This window comes from Chryseobacterium shigense (genome assembly GCF_900156575.1).
Lineage (GTDB): Bacteria > Bacteroidota > Bacteroidia > Flavobacteriales > Weeksellaceae > Chryseobacterium > Chryseobacterium shigense.
Genome location: NZ_FTNY01000004.1, coordinates 70,032 through 90,790, shown reverse-complemented (window position 1 = coordinate 90,790; position 20,759 = coordinate 70,032). Strand labels below are relative to the sequence as shown.

The following is a 20,759-nucleotide window of genomic DNA, read 5'->3' as shown; positions in this document are numbered from 1 at the left end:
CTTTATCAGACCTTACCGTTTAATGATCTACGGAACCTTGTTTCTTACTTTTTTGGGAGCTCTTGCAGCCCAGGTGAATCCCATTGTATTAAAGTACACGGTAGATGAGGTGACAAAATTAACCCAACTTCCGTATCCCATGTCTGAGGGGATTCATGTGTTGATCATTATTTCGATTATCTTATTAGGAAAAGAATTGCTTAACATTTTTATCAATTTTGGTCAAAAATTTTATGGCGAAAAAATAAGGATTAATGTAAGTTCTGTCCTTGCACAGTCAGCTATTGACAAAATTTTAACCTACAGAGTTGCCTATTTTAATGATGAAAATCACGAATCGGGAAAACTGCAAATAAGAATTGATCGGGGGATCGAAAGTTTAACGAAGCTTGTTCAGAATTTTTTTATTGATATTTTGCCCCTTTTCTCCAATGCTATCATTGCTTTGATTATTATGTACATGCAGAATGTATATGTAGGGATGGTTTCCACGATTATTGTTCCCATCTTTTTCTACATAAGTTCTTTGCAGGCCAAAAAACTTGGTGGAGTCCGCCGCCAGCTGAGAAATCAGCGGGAGAAGAAAACATCAGGCCTTTTAAACCTGATCAATTCCATCATGGTCATCAAAAGTTTTGTCCGTGAAAAATTTGAAGGCAAAAAGCAGTATGATCTGCAGATGCAGCTTATGGAAAGCCAGATGTTCACCAGGAAAACCAACTTTATCTACGATGGGTTAAAAACTTTTTTAGAACAGTTTGGGGTTGTTTTAATTATTCTCTTAACGGTTTATCTGGTGCTGGACCAGCAGATGACTATAGGGGCGATTATGCTTCATATTATGCTTTTTAATAATGTTTCGGCACCGATACGCCAGCTTCACAGGATTTATGATGATATGAACGATGCCATGATCTATGCAGAAGGATATTTTGATATTTTGGATGCCGATCAGGAAGTAGAAGAGAACGGAACTTTCGTTGAAAAGAAAATTATCGGGACCTTTGAACTGAAAAATGTTGATTTTACCTATCCCAATGGCACAAAGGCACTCCATGGCGTGTCTATGAAAATTGAAAACGGAAAAACAACCGCTCTGGTAGGATTAAGTGGTGCAGGAAAATCAACGATAATCAATCTGTTATGTAAGTTTTATTTACCTGATTCAGGAGACATTCTTTTAGATGGGGTTAATTTGAATGAATTCGACAATACTTTTCTTAGAAGAGATCTTGGCCTTGTATTGCAAAAAAATCATATTTTCCAGGGAAGTATAGAAGATAATATCCGCTATGGAAATATGAATGCCAGCTTTGAACAAATTGAGGAAGCTGCTAAAAAAGCTTATCTCCATGACCAGATTCTTGACCTGCCGGAAAAATATCAACATGATGCTACCCAACTTTCGGGAGGCCAGCAGCAAAGGATTGCCATTGCAAGGTTATTTTTGAAAGATCCACCAATTATTTTTCTGGATGAACCGACTGCCAGTTTGGATGCCATTGCTACTGAACAAATCAAAAACTCACTGGATGCAATAAAGGAGGGAAGGACTGTAGTGATCATTTCCCACTCCTTATCCCAAATTTTAGATTCTGATAAAATTTATGTGATGAAGAAAGGAATGGTTGTAGAAAGCGGAACTCATGATGATCTGTATGGGAAGGATGGCACTTACCGTGAAATTTTTGATGCCTCAGCGAGAAGTCTTAATTTAGACCGACTGGTAAAAACTTATAAGGAGGATTAATGAGTGACCATTATTTAAAAAAGATCGACAGGGTAACGGCGATACTTACTCAACTGCAGTCCAGGCCTGTAGTGAGAGCTCAGGATCTTGCAGAAAAATTTGATGTAAGTATCCGTACCATCTACCGTGACATTAAAACATTGGAGAATGCAGGGATTCCCATTATAGGAGAAGCAGGAAACGGTTATTCTCTGATGGATGGATACAAACTTCCGCCCGTCATGTTTACAAAAGAAGAAGTGTTAAGCTTTATTACTGCTGAAAAACTGATGCAGAAATTTTTGCACCAAAGTTTGGGAAATCATTACCAGACCGCAATGGAAAAGGTGCGCTCTGTATTAAAGTATTCAGATAAAGATTTAATTCAAAATATTGAAAAACAAATCGATGTTTTTAATGATCATCCCAAAACTGAAGACCATATCCGAAATATCATTCCCATGATCCTTGAAAGTATTGCAGAAAAAAAACAATTGAATGTGGAGTATAAGACGGTTGATGATAAAGTATCTGTCAGAACCATTGAAGTAGTGGGTGTTTTTTTCGAGTTCAACTATTGGTATGTGATGGCTTTTTGCACGTTGAGGAATGATTTCAGGCAGTTTCGGGTAGACCGGATCATGCAGATTTCTAAGACCTTGAATCCCTTTTTACAGGAATATGGTCAAATCAATGATTACAGACAGAGCTCAGGCGGAAATAAAACCAGGGTCAGACTTTTAGTCGATAAAAAAATTATCGGGCATCTTGTTAATTCTAAAAAATATTATGGATTAACACAAGAGGTTGAAACGGAAAAAGGAATTGAATTAACCTTTGAAACCGATTGGATCAAAGAAGGATTTCCACGGTGGTTAATTACCTTTGCAGATTACGCTGATGTTTTAGAACCGGAATCTTTAAAAGATAGTCTCAAAGACCTGATTACGGCCGTTTCAAGTAAATTGTAAAAATATTTTATCTATGATTTTTTTATTAGTACGTTGTTTATTATTTAGTGCAATCGTTTGCTCTACTGCTATTTCTGCCTGTTCCGTATTTTTATTAAAAGGAAAAGACCATTGTGTGGTGGGCTTCAATGAAAACTGGAAAACAATGCCCGGAATGATTGTGGTCAACAAGCGGAATGTTCAAAAGAGAAATATCAGCTGGGAAAACCTAACGACCGATCATGTCGATTATACCAAAGAATGGACTTCCCGATACGGATCGGTAACTTTTAATCTTCTGGGATATGATTTTCCGTGTTACGGAGTGAATGAGAAGGGACTTTTCCTTGTTGAATTGTACCTTGAAGAAACGACAAAAGTATTCAACCCAAAACAGCCGAGTATGTTCTGGGCTCAATGGATCCAGTATCAGCTTGACCATTATCAATCGGTACAGGAAGTCGTAAATCATCTGAATGAAGGGCCTAACATAGACTGGTGGCCGAATGCTGCCGGAAGTCATTTTTTTCTGAGTGATGCCCAAGGAAATACCGCTACCATCGCTCTGCTTGACGGAAAATATAAAGTCTTAACGGACAAAGACATGCCGATGCCTCTTTTATGCAACAATCAATATAAAAAAGATTTTGAGAATGCTGAAAAATTTGACTTTCTGGGCGGGCAGCAAAAGTTTGATTTTGCAGAACAGGGAAAATGGGAAGACCGCTACAACAGGGCTTATTATATGCTTAAAAGCTATCAGTATGACAGGAAACCGGTAGATTACGCCTGGAATATTCTGAATTCAATTCATGCAGGAGAATGGCAGACCGTGATTGATGTAAAGAATATGAATCTGTACTTCCGTTCTGATTTGAAAAAAGAAATCAAAACCATCGAGATCCGTAAGCTGGATTTCTCAAAAAATGCTTCAATAAAATTTTTAGACATCCATACCGAAAGTCTGGGGAAAGTCAATGATCAGTTTCAGGTTCTGACATTGAATAAAAATAATGAATATGTGGAGAAAGGATTTCCGATCGGATATGATAACAAAGAATTCGGGACCTCTGAAACCTTTGTAAAACTAAAAGACAACATCATCAGATTCTTTAAAAACATTTTACCTGAATAAAATATAAACTCCGGCTTCACGAAGGTGAAGCCGGAGTTTTAGAAATTGGTATCATTTGAATAAAAAAGTTCAACGCATTGACAAAAATAAAAACAATAAAATCTGGGAGTTTCTATTTAAACGAATGGAAAATGGAAATAATGGGGTCTGTCATTCTGTCGTTTCCGGTTTTTGTCTGAATTGAATCATCATTTTCAGTCTAAGCAAAGGCATTAATGATCCTAAAATCTCTCCCAAAAAAAAGGAGGTTCAATTCCTAAAGCTCTCAAATACGTATATCCCTGACCTCTGTGGTGAATTTCATTATCAACAAAATAAAGAATGTTCTGATACACCGGGAATTCGTACTGTCCGAATAGATTGAAAGTTTCCTGCATACGCTCTTCACTGATCTGGTTGAAATAATGGTTGATCACTTCAGTTTCTTCATCCCATTTTTTCAAAATATCTTCTTTTGTTTTCGGGCTGAAACCATCTTCGTTGTAAGCTTCCATATTCTTTTCAACAATTCCTTTTAAAGCGGGTCCTCCGATGCCGATCAGTTCTCCTGCCAGTTTTGCGAAAGGTCTCATTCCGCCTATAGAAAACTCAAATAATTCTTTTTCAGGGAAAGCTTCTATTACTCTTCTCGTCAGATTTCTGTGTCCTTGCCAATGCTCTAATAATTGGTCAGAAGTCATAAACTGTTTTGTGGCTGTAGCTGTAGTTGTCATAATGGTATTGTTTTAGTGTGTTATTGTTGATACAAAGGTAAGAGGGGGTGATGACAACAGTTTGTCAGTAGGATTTTTGATGATGAAAAAATATTTTTTTTCTTTACTAAAATATAAACCTATGTTTCTCCGTTTAAATGTAAATTGCATGAGTAAAAAGAATGCAACGCTATTAAAATCTCGAAATGAAGAAGTATATTTTGCCTGTTATTCCTGTTTTTCTACTAATGTCATGCAGTAAGATTGAAGAGAAAATAGATCAGACTGTTCAGAAAACCACAGAAACGGTGCAGCAGAAAGCTCAACAGGCAGTAGAAGAGACCGTGAAGAAAACGGTGAGTGAATCCCTTAATTCTCTGACGAATTCTCAAGACGTAAAATTTAATCAGGTATTTCCTGATGCCGGAAAGCCCGTGGTTTCAGAAGAAACCGGAAAGAAGTTTAAATTTCCGAACGGTTCCGAAGGATATCTCTTTAAATACAAATCAGATATCGCGCTATTGCTTCCTTTTCTGGAAAAGCAATCTACTTCCGATGAAAACAGATCCGATAAAACAGCCCGTAAAATAGACGGACAAAGCATCATTGACAAAATAAGTTTTGTCTCCAAATTTCTTCCTGAAAATACTTTTGATACCAATTTCCTGGAAGATATTGAAAATGATAAAAATATAGAATATTATAAACTGAAAAGGTTTCCCAACAACAGTACGATAATCTATAACCCTAAAAACCAGACCATCATACAGTACGTAGAGGTAAATAAATAATTTGTGAGTGGCCGGATTTATCCGGCCATTTTTTATACACAATCATTGAGAACCATTCGCGAAGCAGTCTCAATCTGTTGAAAAATACGTTTTAGAACAGATGAAATCATTTTATGCTACTGTCTGCTATTCACTTTGTCAGACAGAATAGGAAGTTATTACTATTTCTTTTCAGATTATTAATAAGCCACTTCATGTTTTGTACATCAAGTCTTATTTTTTATAGAATAATAATAATATTCATTGCATAAGTTGGGAAATAGATTATTATTATATCTTCATATTTTATATTTAATATTGATATTTTCACTAGATTTATTGCATTATTAACAATATATGAAAAGAAAAGCAATTAATGAAAAAATCTGTGTATTAGTATTAAGTGGAGCGGGTACTATGGTATATGCCCAGGAAGGTGTAAAAGAAAATAGTATAGATGAAGTCGTGGTTACTACAGGTAGAACTAAGCCTAGAACTATAATTACCTCTGCAATCCCTATTGATAATATTTCGGCTGTACAACTAAAATCTACGGGGCAGATTACTTTTGATAAAGCTTTGACGTATGCTGTACCCTCTTTTAATTCATCACAGCAAACTGTTTCTGATGCAACGGCTCACTTTGATCCGGCAGATTTAAGAGGATTAGGTCCTTCCAGAACATTAGTTTTGGTTAATGGTAAAAGAAAAAATCAAAGCGCTTTAATTTATGTAAATGATACGCCCGGAAAAGGTGAGGTAGGTACAGATCTGAAAAGTATTCCATCTGCTGCCTTACAGAATGTAGAGGTTTTACGAGATGGTGCATCTGCACAATATGGCTCTGATGCTATTGCAGGAGTGATCAATATTATTCTTAAGAACAGCGTTGGAAAAAGTACAGTCAATCTTTTTTCAGGTATTACTTCAAAAGGAGACGGCTTTAATATCGGAGCAGATTTTAATACAGGAATCAGAGTTGCAAAAAATGGAAGTTTGAATCTTACATTGGGATATTCTTCTCAAAATAAAACCAACCGCGCAGGTTCTGTTACAAAAGATGAACTTTTTGGTGTGGATAATGCCTGGACACAGGCTCATCCTGGTTTAGGAATGATTATAGGACAACCGGAGACGAGAGTTGCTAATATGTTTGTCAATTTTGAATTGCCAACAAGTGAAACAGGTAAGTTTTATGTTTTTGGTGGTACAACTTACAGGAATGGAACTAGTTATGGTTTGTATAGAACACCCTATTGGGTAAGTACAGATTTTGGTTTATTAACTCCAAAAGGACAACCTTACAATGGATTTCAACCGGAATTTAAAACAGATGTTTACGATTATAATTTAACCTCCGGGTGGAAAGGTATGTTTGGAAAATGGAGTTTTGATGGGAGTGCAACCTTTGGCTCTAATGCGGTAGATTATGTTGTAGGAAACACCATTAATACATCTTTGGGTGCAAATTCACCAACCCGTTTTAAAGCAGGTGGTCATCAGTTTAGTAATATTATAGGAAACATAGATATCAACCGAAATTTTGGTACGTTTGTTTTAGGAGCTGGTGTTGAAGTGCGCAATGAAAACTATCAGGCGAAGGCAGGAGAGGAAGCGTCTTATACAGGAAGTGGTGCAGAATCATTTCCAGGACTGCAGCCTCAAAATGAAATCAATAAAAATCGTCAGAATATTGGAGCTTATATTAATTCTGAATGGGATGTTACGAAAAACTTGTTACTTGGAGGAACTGTGAGGTATGAAAACTTTAGTGATTTTGGAAATAATGTTTCCTGGAAAGGAAATGCAAGATATAAATTGCTGGATGATAAATTAGTTTTCCGCGGGTCTGTTTCTACAGGATTTCGGGCACCTTCATTACACCAGATTTATTATTCCAATGTTCAGACCAAAATTACAGGGAATACTGTTGCTAATCAGGGTACTTTTAATAATGACTCTCAAATTGTAAGATCTGATCTTGGTGTAGCAAAATTAAATGCAGAAAAAGCTTTTAACATTACTGCGGGATTTGCCATAAAACCTTTTAAGAACCTGACTATTACAGCAGACTATTATAGAATAAAAATTAAAAACCGGGTGCTTTTCTCAGGAGATATTGGTTACAAGACTGGAGCTCCGGGTAGTCCGGATATAACAAACCCTGTGGAAGTAATATTAGACAATAATAAAATTACCTCTCTGAAGTTTTTCACGAATGCTGTAAATACAGTTACTGAAGGGGTAGATTTCGTAGCTAATTATTATACTTCGGCTATTGGCAAAGGAAGATTGGGAGTTATTGCTGCTTTCAATTATAACGAAACTAAAATAGTAGATAATATTGCAGTTCCGTCTATTTTGGCTGGAAATGGTTACTCAGAAAACTTTTTTGATAGAAAAGAGCAATCCAGAATTACCTCTGCAAGGCCAAAAACAAAAACTATTCTTAGTCTTTCGTATGACATTTCAAAGTTTAACTTTAATCTTAATAATACTTACTTTGGTTCTGTTACATGGCAGCACGCAACTGATCCTGCCAAAGATCAGACATTTTCCGGTAAAGTAATTACAGACATTGTTTTAACATATAAAATCACGAAAGACCTTAAAGTTTCCGGAGTCGTAAATAATTTATTTAATATTTATCCGGATGTAATAGACAGCAAAGGAGATGTAGTCACAGATCTTGGAGGAAGGTTCAGATATCCTTGGGAAGTAAATCAGTTCGGATTTAACGGAACAATTTTTCAGCTAAATGTTAATTATACTTTTTAATCTATAAAGAAAGGAATTGGCATTTGCTTTATCATACTTAACAAAAGGGAAGCAATCTAAAAAAATATAGAACCTATATATGAAAATATTAGCAGACATTAATTCCTGATGTCTGCTAATTGTTTTTTCAGGCAGAAGAGGCAGTTATTACTACTTTTTACATTGTACTTTATACAAAAAAAGGTATTTTAGTACGATGAAAATTTATACTAAAACAGGAGATAAAGGACAGACCGCTTTATATGGCGGTACAAGAGTTTCCAAAGCCAGTGCCAGAGTTGACAGCTACGGAAATATAGATGAGCTCAATTCATTCATTGGTATTTCTAAAAGTCATATTGAGAATGAAGACGTTTTAAAGCAGTTGAAGAAAATTCAGTTTGATCTGTTTACCGTAGGTTCAGAAGCGGCAACACCAGTTGATAAATTAATGCTGGCCAATGGAAAATCCCGTCTTCCATTGATTATTTCAGATACGGAGATTGAAGAATTGGAACAGTGGATGGACTCTTTTGAAGATAAATTGGAACCGCTTCAATACTTTATCCTTCCCGGTGGTGGAAAACCGGCAACATTTTTACATGCAGCAAGAACCATCTGCAGAAGAGCAGAACGTTCTCTAGTTTTCTTAAACGAATCTGAAGAAGTACGTCCCGAACTGATTAAATACTTGAACAGACTTTCTGACTATCTTTTTGTTTTAGCAAGATATATTTCAAAAATCAACAACGAACCTGAAGAATACTGGAATCCGAATGAGAGATAAAGTATTACTTTTCATCAATGGAGATCATCCAAAAACCCTTCCGGATCCCGGTCAATATGGTTTGATTGCCTGTACTGACGGTGCTTTTCATTATTTAAAGCAGTTAGGTTTTCCTCTAGAGAAACTGGACTTTATTTCCGGTGATTTTGATTCCCATTCGGGATCGGATGAAAGTGTGTATCAGGATAAATTTATCTTGACTTTGGATCAGGATAAAACAGACTTTCATAAAGCTCTGGAAATTATTCTGGAAAAAGGCTTTACAGAAGTTGATGTTTTCGGGGGAAGCGGAGGTGAACAAGATCATTTTTTAGGAAATCTAACGGTTGCTTATGCTTTTAAAGATAAAATGAACCTTAAATTCTACGACGAATTTTCAGAATATTATTTTGTTCCAAACAATTTTAAGCTAAAAGGCGTTAAAAATAAAATGATTTCATTGTATCCTTTTCCGTCCGTTGGAAATATAACGACAACAGGATTGAACTGGCCATTGACTCACGGAAGTTTAAGCATTACTTCGAGAATAGGAACCAGGAATTTTGCGGTTGAAGATGAGGTTTCCATTCAGTATGAATCCGGAGATCTGTTGTTTTTTGTAGGAATTAATGAAATAGAATATCCCTCAATATATTGAAACAATTCATAAAAATATCAGTCCTGTTCATCGCAATATTTTGTGTTTTCTCCTGTAAAACACAGGATTTTGCGAAACCTCAATATGGAAAAAATGAAACAGGAAATCCTATTGAAATCAAAAAAGTAAATAATTTTCGGACGGTAGGAAATATCAAAAATTCTGAGGGCCGGACCTTAAAAGAAGGGATATTCTACAGAAGCGGACATCTTCATCAACTCAAGAGAAAATCATTCAGGGAATTGGAAAATCTGGGAATAAAAGAGGTGATTGATCTTAGAAATTCAAAAGAAATATCTGATAAACCCGACCAGCTTCCCAATGCAATTGTTTATAAAAAATATTCGGCCTTTAAAGATGAAGGAGATCAGCTTACCAAGGCCAAAAAGCTGGTTTTAAAGGGAAAAGTAAACGGTTCTGATGCAGATAAAAGAATGATTGATTTCTACCGCGAATATGTGACGGAGAATCCTGAAGTGATCCGAAAAATAATTACTGAAATTCTGGACTCTGATCATCCCGTTCTTTATCACTGTACTGCCGGAAAAGACAGAACGGGAATCACAACGGCCTTAATTTTAACGATTTTAAAATTTGATAAGGCAACAATTTATAATGACTATCTTTTATCCAATAATTACAGAAGTAAATTGGTTCTTAAAAGGCTAAAACTGGCAGATCACCTCCATTTTCTCTATCCTCAAATGGACCTCAGCGTTCTGGAAAAACTAAGCTGGGTGGAGCCTGCTTACCTGGATGCGGCCTTTGGTGAAATCAATAAGAAATATGGCTCAATGGATGCTTATATTCAACAGGTTTTGGGTATTTCGCCAAATAAGAGGGTGGAATATGTTAAGAAGTTCACGAATCAATAATCGGTAGCGGTTTTTGCAGGATGTCATTTTTAAATTTATAATAAATTTAACGCTTAAAAATCAAACTTTTTTAGCAATTTTGCATTTCGTAATTCACTTGTCAAGAAATGAAAATAAAGTACTCGGAACTTATTGATCAGACATTGTATTTTCCTACAGAGGAATTTAATGTTTCTGAGAACAATTTGTTATTTCACGATGTTCCTTTAATGGAAGTCGTTGAAAAATTTGGCACCCCGCTAAAAATTAGCTACCTGCCGAGAATTTCTCAAAATATCCAAAAGGCGAAAAGCTGGTTTAGGGAAGCTTTTGAGAAAGCCGAATATAAAAAGAATTATACCTACTGCTACTGTACAAAATCCAGTCATTTCAATTTTGTGCTTGAAGAAGCTCTAAAGAATGATATTTCTATCGAAACCTCTTCAGCATACGACATGGATATTGTTAAATCTCTTTATGGGAAAGGTAAAGTAGATAAAAATATTGAGGTCATCTGTAATGGATTCAAGACTGACGATTATCTCGCGAAAATTTCCGAGATGATCAACAGCGGTTTTGAAAACATTACCCCGATCCTGGATAACTACCGTGAGCTGGATAAGCTTACAGAAAGTATTGATACCACATTCGATATCGGGATCAGAATTGCTTCAGAGGAAGAACCTAAATTTGAATTCTACACCTCAAGGTTAGGGATCGGATATAGAGATATCATTCCTTACTACAGCCAGAAGATCGCCGAGCACCCGAATGCAAGACTGAAAATGCTTCACTTCTTCATTAATACAGGGATCAAAGACACCGCTTATTACTGGAATGAATTGTACAAATGTCTTCGCGTATACGCACGTTTGAAGAAAATTGCTCCGGAAGTGGATTCACTGAACATTGGTGGAGGTTTCCCGATCAAAACTTCTTTAAACTTTGAGTACGACTATCAGTATATGGTAGAAGAAATCGTTTCTCAGATCAAAAAGTTCTGTGAAGAGGAAGGAGTGGAAGAACCTAATATTTATACGGAATTCGGAAGCTTTACCGTTGGAGAGAGCGGAGCAAACCTTTATAAGATTATTTCTCAGAAACGTCAGAACGACAGAGAAAAGTGGAATATGATTGATTCTTCATTCATGACTACACTTCCGGATACCTGGGCAATCTCCAGACACTTTATCATGCTTCCATTGAACAGATGGGAAGATACCTATGAAAGGGTATTCCTGGGTGGACTGACCTGTGATTCTGATGATTATTACAATTCTGAACAGCATACCAATGCCATTTATCTGCCTGTTTTCAGTGATACCAAACCTCTGTATATCGGATTCTTCCATACAGGAGCGTATCAGGAAACAATCGGAGGGTATGGAGGGGTTCACCACTGTTTAATGCCTCAGCCGAGACACGTCCTGATCCAGAAAGATGAAAATGGGGAGCTTCAGTACGAAGTTTTCCGTGAGAAACAGGAACCTGAAGATATTTTGAAAATCCTGGGTTACAAATAAAACGACTGTCATTGCGAGGAACGAAGTGACGAAGCAATCTCATCTTAATGATCTTAACAACTCAATTGTTTCTTAATGTTTTATTTTTTAACCATTAAGATTTTTATTAAGGATTAAGAACCGTTACGAATCTTCTCTTCTCTTCAGATGATAAGACCAATATAAAAATAAAAGCTCTCAAATTTTTGAGAGCTTTTTTCCATTTAAAAATATTTTGAGAGCTTATCCAGTTCCAGTTCTTCATAATCTGAAACCACGATATCCGCTAAAGTATAATCCTGATTTTTTGAATGTGGACTTCTGTAGGCGGCACAGAAAATTTCCGCTCTGCTTGCCGCGAGAATTCCGTTCGTAGAGTCTTCAATGACCATACAGTTTTCTGCCGGCTCTTCTGCCATTTCCGCAGCTAAAAGAAATACCTCCGGATGAGGTTTCGACTCTTTCAAAGCTGCTCCGCTTATTTTTCCACTGAAATACTGCTCAAGTCCGAACTTTTCAAAAACCATGTTGATGGTAACCATCGTAGCTGAAGAAGCCAGGATAAGTTTAATGCCATTCTCATGGTAATGCTTGATCAGCTCTCGCACTCCCGGAATAAGATCAAACTCCTCGTCATTATCGAAATAGTCTTTAAAATGAGCTCTTTTAATGCCCGCAATACCTTCGTAAGTATTAGTTAAATTATATTTTTGAATCAATGTTTCAGCGACTCTTTGAGTGGAAGCTCCGGTGAAAGAGGTGTAGAGTTCTTCGGAAACAGCAATTTCCAGTTCGTCAAACGTTTTAAAATAAGCTTTTCGGTGAAGGGGTTCGGTATCTACAATAACCCCGTCCATATCGAAAAGAACAGCTTTTAAAGGCATATTTTGTTTTTTACAAAAGTAGGATTAATATTTAAAGGGAGAAAGTTATGAGTTATGAATTATAAGTTATGAATTAAAAGAGGAAGGGTCAGGAAAGAGGAAACAAGGAAGGTTCAAAAGGTCAATAGTAAATTTTGCTTCGCAAGGGAATGGTAGATTTGAAAACCAAGAACCAAGACCGTAATCCTATTAACTTAATCGCTACGAACTAGCAACCAGCAACCGACAACCAGTTCCAAACTTCTTCACCCTTAAACCCTCATAGTCAAAAACTCTCAAACCTGAATCCTGCACCCCGAAAAAACGAATAACTCATAACTTATAACTCAAACAGTATTTCGTATCTTTGCCCCGAATATTTCAATCTTTAAATCATTTAAATTTTTAAATAAAACATGAGAACATACGCAGGAATTCCTGAAGAAAACGCAACGTTAGAAAATTCTAAAGTAATGCTGGTAACCGTTCCTTACGATGGAACTTCAACATGGGGAAAAGGAGCTGACAAAGGCCCGGAATTATTCCTTGATGCTTCTGAAAATATGGAGCTTTATGATATTGAAACAGGAACTGAGCCTTTCCTTGACGGAGTCTATCTGGCAGGCGAAATTTCTGAAAATTCAAGCCCTGAAGCGATGACGGAAGCGGTATACCAAAAAACAAAAGAGCTTTTGAACAATGAAGGGAAGGTATTTACCCTTTTCGGGGGGGAGCACTCTGTTTCTATCGGCTCTATCCGTGCGGTAGGAGAGAAGTTTGAAAATCTTACTGTTCTTCAACTGGATGCCCATACAGACTTACGTCCTGAATTCCATGGTTCTACTTCTAACCATGCATGTGCGGTTTTTGAAGCGAACCAGAAGCATAACTTAGTTCAGGTGGGAATCCGTTCTATGGATGCTGAAGAAGCTGAATATTTACCGGAAGGAAGAGTATTTTTTGCTCATGAAATTGCTGTAAATGATAACTGGATCAATGATGTTCTGGAAAAAGTTTCAGGAAACGTATATATTACGATTGACCTTGATGCATTCGACCCTTCTATTGCTCCTTCTACAGGAACGCCTGAGCCAGGAGGCCTTCAGTGGTATCCTACATTGGAATTATTGAGAAAAGTATTTGAAAAATGTAACGTTGTCGCCTTTGATATTGTAGAATTAATGGATTCTCCGATGGCGAAGCCAACTGCTTTCTTAGCGGCTAAGTTATATTACAAAATGCTTGCTTACAATCATATTTATAACAACAACTAAAATTCCGCAAGAATCAGATTTTTTCTGCCGTGTATTCTTTGGAAATTTGTGAGGTAAAAAAGAAATAATATGTCCGCACAAAGTCAGATCGATTATAACAGAATTGCCAAAGCGATAGCGTATATCCAGAGCAATTTCAGGCTTCAGCCAAGTTTGGAGGAAGTGGCAGAGAATATTCACTTAAGTCCGGCTCATTTTCAGAAGATATTTACGGAATGGGCAGGAACAAGTCCTAAGAAATTTTTACAGTTCATCAGTCTTGAACATGCTAAAAATTTATTGAAGGAAGAAAAAGCGACTTTATTTGATACCGCCTACGAAACAGGACTTTCCAGCACAAGCAGGCTTCACGACCTCTTTGTGAACATTGAAGGAATGTCTCCGGCGGAATATAAAAACGGCGGAAAAAGCCTGAATATCCATTACAGTTTTTCCAAAAGTCCTTTTGGTTACGTAATGGCAGCATCTACTGAAAAAGGGATATGCTCCATGGCTTTTGAAGACGATAAAGAAACAGCATTGGGAAATCTGAAACATGCATTTCCCAATGCTTCTTTTTTTGAAAGACAAGATGCTCTTCAGAAAAATGCACTGTCCATATTCGATAAAGACTGGACAAAACTCAACACGATTAAACTTCATTTAAAAGGAACAGATTTCCAGCTGAAAGTCTGGGAAAGCCTTCTTTCTATCCCAATGGGGAAACTTTCTACCTATGGCAGTCTGGCACAAAAGATTGGAAACCCGAAAGCGTCCCGGGCAGTCGGAACAGCGATTGGCAGCAATCCTGTGGCTTTTCTTATTCCCTGTCACCGGGTGATTCAGTCTACGGGGAATCTGGGGGGCTATCGATGGGGAACCGAAAGAAAGCAGATGATGGTAGGCTGGGAAAGCTCACATATATACTCTGAAAATTCTAGTGTACTGTAATATTTAAGTTTTGGCTAAAGCCGATTGAATGTTTTATTTATAAACAAACCAGCTAAAGCCCGTTCCTATTGATGGGAATACTCAAAAGACATCTATTGAGAAATAGTCTTAGCCAATAAAAATCTCCGATTTTTCAAAAACTTAAGTGCACTTTATTCAGCATTTTATTAATAACTTAAAAAACTTAAGTGTAAAAAACTTTTGCGACTTTTGTGGTTTAAAAACAATGTGAAAGTCATCAATACGTCTTACATTTTTTTCTAAAAATTCAAAATCATGAACAGCCTGTTTGAAGAAATATCAGAATATCCCTTGAATATTCTCCCGAATGACGGAACGGTCCATTATTACGGAAAAGTCTTTGACAAAGAAAGATCAGATTTCTTTTATGACTATCTGCTCCATCAAATTCCGTGGGAAAATGATGAGGCAGTAATTTTTGGGAAATTAATTTTAACAAAGAGAAAAGTAGCCTGGTTCGGAGAGAAAGCCTTTGAATATACCTATTCAAAACGCACAAAATATGCGAAATTCTGGACGCCTGAATTATTGGAATTAAAGAAAAAATGCGAAGAAGTTTCAGGAGAAATATACAATTCCTGCCTTCTCAATTTATACCATGACGGAAGCGAAGGAATGGCCTACCACAGCGACGGAGAAAAGGATCTTAAAAAACACGGAGCTATCGCATCCCTGACTTTCGGGGCAGAAAGAAAGTTTTTATTTAAACATAAAACCACCAAAGAAAAAGTGGAAATATTCCTGGAAAACGGAAGCCTGTTAATCATGAAGGGAACAACGCAGGACAACTGGCTGCACAGACTTCCGCCAACAACCAAAGTAAAAACTCCAAGAGTAAATCTGACTTTCAGAACGATTGAGGAATAAAAAAGGGGGCACTCGAAGTCACCATCACCTATAAAAAAAATCCGGTCGCTGATTTCTCGCAGCGACCGGATTTTACATTTTATCAACTGATAGCGGAGACAGAGATTTCCGAAGCCACTATCATTTTTTTTATTTCAATACTTCAGCTTCAATAGAACTGTCATTATACACTTTAATAAAAGCTTTTGTATAATCTGCCTTTGTAGCGAAATTCGGATTTTCCATAAATTTCTGTGGATTGATGGCGAAAAGCGGCCACCAGGTACTGCTGATCTGGATCTGAATTCTGTGTCCTTTTTTGAATGTATGCATCACATCCTGCAGTCTGAAATTCACGGCCGTTTTCTGGTTGGGAACCAATGCTTCCCCTTTTTCTCTTGAATTTCTGAATCTGGCAGGCATGATCTCACTTCTTACCATCTGGTGATAATTAGGATAGATCACTCCGTCTTTCTTTTCTTTTGGTTTAAAATCTTCAGGATAAACATCGATCAGTTTTACTGCAAAATCTGCATCAGTAGAAGAAGAAGCAATATTCAGTTTAGCCATGATCTCTCCCGCGAAACTCATGTCTTCTGTCAAAACATCTGTGGTAAACGTCAAAACATCAGGTCTGCCTACTGCAAATCTCTGATCCTCCGACATATAATTTTTAGGAGTGAATCCGTTAAAATCTTTCAGATTGTCAGAACTTAATACCGGATTGTTTGGGTCACTGTAGTATTCTGAAAAGCCTTGTCCTGAAGCGTTCTTCAATGTTACGTCAGCTAAATAGAAATTAATCTTTTGTGCATTTTTTGGAGGATAAGAAGCAAATTCTCTCCATTCTTTAGATCCTGTATCATACATCAAAGCTTCCGGAAGTCCGGCATCTTCTCTGATGTTTCCTTTTAAATAATGATTGAAAAACTTAGTTTCAATATTTTTCTGGTAATACGTTGCAATGCTGTCCCCGAAATAAATCTGGTTATGGAAATGTTTTCCCTGCTCCTGTGCCCATGCTCCGTGAGAGAAAGGTCCCATCACGATGGTGTTTTTTGCTTTCGGGCTTGTCTTTTCTATGGTTTTGTAAATAGTAAGCGGTCCGGAAAGATCTTCCGCATCAAACCAGCCTCCCACGGTCATTACTGCGTGGTTCACATTCTTTAAATGAGGGAGAAGGTTTCTTTTCTGCCAGAACTCATCATAGTTAGGATGATTCATGATCTCCGTCATGAAGAAATTGTTCTTGTAGTATTTTTCGTAGCCGTCCTTTAAAGTTCCCATATCTCTGTAAAACTTAAGACCGTCTTCCGAAGTCTGCTTTACGAAAGTATCCATATACCAGGCTTTGTTCTCTGGTTTTGTCTTCTGAATCCCAAAAACAGGGAACGTTCTGAAATAGCCCAGCATAAACCTGCCGTTGTGAAGAAAGTCATCATTCCAGAAATCAGAAATAGGTGCCTGAGGAGAGGAAGCTACCAATGCAGGGTGCTGAGCCAGTATTCCTACCGCAGTGTAAAATCCAGGGTATGAAGTTCCATATTGTCCCGCCTTACCGTTATTGTCATTAACATTCTTTAAAAGCCATTCTATCGTGTCATACGTATCCGTACTTTCATCTACATCTTTTTTGGTTTTGCGGTCTACCTGAGGCGTCATATTGGTGAAAGTTCCTTCGCTCATATATCTTCCGCGTACATCCTGGAATACAAAAATATACTTATCCTTCATCAGATACTGGTTAGGTCCCAGTTTGGATCTGTATTCATTTTCACCGTAAGGAGCAATGCTGTAGCAGGTTCTCTGCATCAGAAAAGGATATTTGTTTTTGTTTGAAATATCTTTCGGGACGTATATCGCCGTGAAAAGCTTTACTCCGTCACGCATGGGAATGTAAAATTCCTTTTTGGTGAAATTATCTTTTACGAACGTATCCTTCTGATCTGGAGTCTGCGAATGTCCAAGGATAAAAAAGAAAATAAATAAAATTGAAATATGGATCTTCATAAATAAAATTTGCAGCTAATTTAAAAATAAAATAGCTCCGGTATACTACCTATGTTCAATCTTTCAATGGAAAGTACAGAAGAATTCAAAAAAGCAGCTCTATTTTTCATCTGCTCAATCTTTCTGATTTGCGTGAGATTTTTTACGTTCGCTGATTTAGCAGATTAAAGAGATTTTCTTACTGCATTTTTTTACCTGCAAATTTATTCAGCTTCATACTCAGTGAGAACATAATATAGCGTTTCAGGATAAGATCTTCACGGTCTTCAATATAGGAATTGGAGATGGTTCTTCTGACGCTCTGGTTTTGGTTTAAAACATCATAGATCTTTATCTTGGCCGTAAACTGCTTTTTGTAGAATGAATAGCCCAAACTCGTATTCCAGAAATAGAAATCCTTTTTGAAACCGGGTGCAATATTGGAATTCGTATTGTATTCAAAATCATTTCCGAAAACCACCCTGCTGTTAAAAAGATACTGGGTGAGCTCCAACCTCAGGGTTTGGTTGGCTGTATGCACATGATCAATACTGTAATTGGTGTACTTTGAGAAATTATATCCAAGTCTGTACGAAGGTTTTATACTCAGTTTATCTTTAATTTCGTAGGTTATGTTCAAACCAGGATTTAGACTGTAAGACTCATTCGTGAAAAACTGGGCGTTAATAAATCCTTTGTTGTAGTTATACTGCATATTAAACCTTGGGTTTACGGTCAGTTTACTATCTTTCCACTTAAAGGTTTTACTGAAGCCGGCTCCAAGATTCATGTTCTTATTGCCACTCACGTTATCATAAGTCACAAGCTGTTTTCCTGAATCGTCATATCGTGAAAAATTGACGACATCATTATTTCTGTACATAAAACTAAAACTCAGGTAATAGTTTATATTTCTGATCAGATTGTAATTATTAAAAAATAAGGAACTGCTGTTGGTCCATGTATTTTTCAAATTAGGATTTCCGGTAGAGGTGACCAGCGGATTCGAAGTATCTTCGTAAGGCGTCAGCTGTTCAGCACCGGGGATGGTAAAATTGGAGTAATTGGAAAGACTAAGCATTTTACTTTCGGAAAACTGGTAGCGGAAATTAAAATTATACCCAGGTAGAGCAAAATCCTTCTTCAGGCTATACTGTTGCCCATTGTAGATGGAATTGACCTTCATATCCGAAATATTAACATTGACAGAAGTCCATATGCTGAATTTCTTTTTATTCAGATCAAAAGAAAGTTCAGGTGTAAGCTGGTTGAGGGTCTGCCTCAAACTATTAGACAAAGGAGAATTGTAATCAGAATACTGCCCTGAAACAACATTGAAATCATTAACATCCCTTGAGTCTCTGGAAATTTTTGAATTGTAAGCGACTTCAAAACTTACCGTTGCAGAATCTGAAACAGGTTCAGTATATCCGGTACTGAAATTATAGGTACTGTTCTGATTTTTGCTTTTTGACAGTTGATTCCTGTTGTCATTCTGCTCAGTACCCTGGTAAAATACAGTTTCCGATCTGTTGAGGTTATCCCTGTTGGATTCTGAAATAGTACTGTTCATTTTGGCATTTATGGAGCGTCTTTCCTTTCTGAATTGTTTTGAAAAATAGATATAAGGGTTAAATGAATTGCTTTCGGATTCACTGCTGGTGTAGGAATCATTTGCATTGAGCAGGGTGTTATTTTTTAATGTCGATGATTGTGAATTGCTAATGCTGGAGCTACGGCTATTGTTGAATCGTGGTGAAATGTAAATAGTACTTAAAGAATCCAGTTTGATTTTTACTGATGCATCTGCACTGTACTGAAGGGTTTCACTCTCTCCCTTACTCTCAGAACGTGTGGCAAGAGTATATTCAGGAAGAAGTGTTGTTCTTGAGGCCTTGGAAGCAGTTTCGGTGTCAGAATTAGAATAGCTTAAACTAAAATTGTCCAGATCGGCATCCTTCCCTAATTTGTCATTGTAGTTGATTCCTATTGTAGAAGATTTCTGAATTCCCTTACTTCCTCTGCCGGATGAAGGCATTCCACCTCCCATTGCCGAGGAGTTCCTGCCTTCTCCCATACTGTCAAACACATCATCATTGCTGAAGCCCTGGGAATTGATGTTGTTTGATGAAGCGATAAGACTTATTTGAGTGTCATTTTTAAAATAGCTAAGCAGTCCGCTCCCTTCATAGCGTTGGTCTGAACCGTATCCCAGCATAAGTCTGGACATAAGTCCTTTATTTTTTTTCTCATCAATATTGAAATTGATCGTTGCATTATTGGATTTAGGTTTCTTTCCGCTTAATTCCTCCTCTTTCGTCTTGGTGGTGGTAAACTGAATATTTTTAATGATATCTGCCGGAAGATTTTGAAGAGCAATTTTACCGTCCTTATCGAAGAAGGGTTTTCCGTTGATCATGATCTGATCTACTTCCTTTCCGTTGACTTTGATCTTTCTGTCGTTGTCGATTTCCACCCCCGGGATTTTTTTCAATAATTCTTCAATTTTACTGTCCGGACGGACTTTGATGGATGAAGCATTGAATTCTATAGTATCTTTTCTGATCTTCACCGGTGATACCGTGATTTTGATCTCATCAATATTTTTTATATTATTTTTTTCCAGTTCGATATCCCCCAAAGTAAGTGACTGAGTGAGTTTTTCAATCTTTTTAGAATAGGAAGAAAGCTTTTCAGTATTGATTTTTAAAATAGAAGGCTCATGCAGGGCATCGGTTTTCAGAGAAAACCTACCTTCCTTATTGGTAGCGGTGTAGTTGATGATGGATGAATCTTTTTCTTTTAGGAGATAAATAGTGGCATTTTCAACAGGTTTTTTGTCAAAATCAGACACTTTTCCGTTAATAGATAAATTTTGTGCATACAGGACCATACTATTGAATGCCAATAACAGCAGCCATAAGATTTTCTTCATTCAGTGCTTTCTTTACAGGCGTAAAAATATAAAAAAACATCCCCAATCGGGGATGTCTGTATTGATTTTTTCAAAAATTTTATATTTT

Annotated in this window: 16 protein-coding genes; 12 read left to right on the top strand and 4 right to left on the bottom strand. The window is 37.0% G+C overall.

The features are described from left to right. The first annotated feature begins 22 nt into the window (after nucleotides 1-22). From BW964_RS13855 to BW964_RS13845, 3 genes are read left to right on the top strand one after another with little or no spacing between them, the layout of a single operon-like run. A complete protein-coding gene (locus tag BW964_RS13855) occupies nucleotides 23-1,750 on the top strand; it encodes an ABC transporter ATP-binding protein (RefSeq protein ID WP_076508950.1) in 1,728 nt (575 codons plus the stop codon). Continuing rightward, a complete protein-coding gene (locus BW964_RS13850) occupies nucleotides 1,750-2,700 on the top strand; it encodes a helix-turn-helix transcriptional regulator (RefSeq protein ID WP_076508068.1) in 951 nt (316 codons plus the stop codon). Before BW964_RS13855 ends, BW964_RS13850 begins: the two co-directional genes overlap by 1 nt. A gap of 13 nt (nucleotides 2,701-2,713) precedes the next feature. Beyond that, complete coding sequence (locus BW964_RS13845; protein ID WP_084175879.1) at nucleotides 2,714-3,814, top strand: linear amide C-N hydrolase; 1,101 nt, start codon at nucleotides 2,714-2,716, stop codon at nucleotides 3,812-3,814. A 221-nt stretch (nucleotides 3,815-4,035) separates the two neighbouring features. Here BW964_RS13845 and BW964_RS13840 read toward each other — a convergent pair whose 3' ends face one another. Beyond that, nucleotides 4,036-4,527: a DinB family protein gene (locus tag BW964_RS13840; protein ID WP_076508064.1), complete on the bottom strand. Its 492-nt coding sequence runs from the start codon at nucleotides 4,525-4,527 to the stop codon at nucleotides 4,036-4,038. A 185-nt stretch (nucleotides 4,528-4,712) separates the two neighbouring features. Here BW964_RS13840 and BW964_RS13835 point away from each other — a divergent pair, with 185 nt between their 5' ends. From BW964_RS13835 to BW964_RS13810, 6 genes are all read left to right on the top strand, one after another. Further along, nucleotides 4,713-5,297 (top strand): hypothetical protein, encoded by a 585-nt coding sequence (locus BW964_RS13835; protein ID WP_123911939.1) that lies wholly within the window; start codon nucleotides 4,713-4,715, stop codon nucleotides 5,295-5,297. A 336-nt stretch (nucleotides 5,298-5,633) separates the two neighbouring features. Next, nucleotides 5,634-8,054, top strand: a complete 2,421-nt coding sequence (locus tag BW964_RS13830) for a TonB-dependent receptor plug domain-containing protein (protein ID WP_076508061.1) — start codon at nucleotides 5,634-5,636, stop codon at nucleotides 8,052-8,054. A gap of 196 nt (nucleotides 8,055-8,250) precedes the next feature. Continuing rightward, the gene (locus BW964_RS13825) at nucleotides 8,251-8,820 is read left to right on the top strand and encodes a cob(I)yrinic acid a,c-diamide adenosyltransferase (RefSeq protein ID WP_076508060.1); all 570 of its coding nucleotides are present in this window, start codon (nucleotides 8,251-8,253) and stop codon (nucleotides 8,818-8,820) included. Next, complete coding sequence (locus tag BW964_RS13820) at nucleotides 8,810-9,457, top strand: thiamine diphosphokinase (protein ID WP_076508058.1); 648 nt, start codon at nucleotides 8,810-8,812, stop codon at nucleotides 9,455-9,457. Before BW964_RS13825 ends, BW964_RS13820 begins: the two co-directional genes overlap by 11 nt. Further along, entirely contained in the window at nucleotides 9,454-10,332 is an 879-nt protein-coding gene (locus BW964_RS13815) for a tyrosine-protein phosphatase (RefSeq protein ID WP_076508057.1), read from the top strand. Before BW964_RS13820 ends, BW964_RS13815 begins: the two co-directional genes overlap by 4 nt. 107 nt (nucleotides 10,333-10,439) lie before the next feature. Continuing rightward, nucleotides 10,440-11,834, top strand: coding sequence for a type III PLP-dependent enzyme domain-containing protein (locus BW964_RS13810; RefSeq protein WP_034731926.1), 1,395 nt, complete (start codon nucleotides 10,440-10,442; stop codon nucleotides 11,832-11,834). 203 nt (nucleotides 11,835-12,037) lie between these two features. Here BW964_RS13810 and BW964_RS13805 read toward each other — a convergent pair whose 3' ends face one another. Next, complete coding sequence (locus BW964_RS13805; RefSeq protein WP_076508055.1) at nucleotides 12,038-12,697, bottom strand: HAD family hydrolase; 660 nt, start codon at nucleotides 12,695-12,697, stop codon at nucleotides 12,038-12,040. Between the two features lie 395 nt (nucleotides 12,698-13,092). On the opposite strand from BW964_RS13805, the gene speB reads away from it, so the two are divergent. From speB to BW964_RS13790, 3 genes are all read left to right on the top strand, one after another. Continuing rightward, nucleotides 13,093-13,950 carry an agmatinase gene (speB, locus tag BW964_RS13800; RefSeq protein ID WP_034731916.1) on the top strand — a complete coding sequence of 286 codons (858 nt, stop codon included), beginning with the start codon at nucleotides 13,093-13,095 and terminating at the stop codon, nucleotides 13,948-13,950. A 69-nt stretch (nucleotides 13,951-14,019) separates the two neighbouring features. Beyond that, entirely contained in the window at nucleotides 14,020-14,880 is an 861-nt protein-coding gene (locus BW964_RS13795; protein WP_076508054.1) for a bifunctional helix-turn-helix domain-containing protein/methylated-DNA--[protein]-cysteine S-methyltransferase, read from the top strand. A gap of 276 nt (nucleotides 14,881-15,156) precedes the next feature. Further along, nucleotides 15,157-15,768: an alpha-ketoglutarate-dependent dioxygenase AlkB family protein gene (locus tag BW964_RS13790; protein ID WP_076508052.1), complete on the top strand. Its 612-nt coding sequence runs from the start codon at nucleotides 15,157-15,159 to the stop codon at nucleotides 15,766-15,768. Between the two features lie 129 nt (nucleotides 15,769-15,897). Here BW964_RS13790 and BW964_RS13785 read toward each other — a convergent pair whose 3' ends face one another. Together BW964_RS13785 and BW964_RS13780 are read right to left on the bottom strand one after the other, a co-directional pair. Then, the gene (locus BW964_RS13785; protein ID WP_076508051.1) at nucleotides 15,898-17,757 is read right to left on the bottom strand and encodes a CocE/NonD family hydrolase; all 1,860 of its coding nucleotides are present in this window, start codon (nucleotides 17,755-17,757) and stop codon (nucleotides 15,898-15,900) included. A gap of 178 nt (nucleotides 17,758-17,935) precedes the next feature. Then, nucleotides 17,936-20,671: a TonB-dependent receptor gene (locus BW964_RS13780; protein WP_076508049.1), complete on the bottom strand. Its 2,736-nt coding sequence runs from the start codon at nucleotides 20,669-20,671 to the stop codon at nucleotides 17,936-17,938. Nucleotides 20,672-20,759 lie beyond the last annotated feature (88 nt).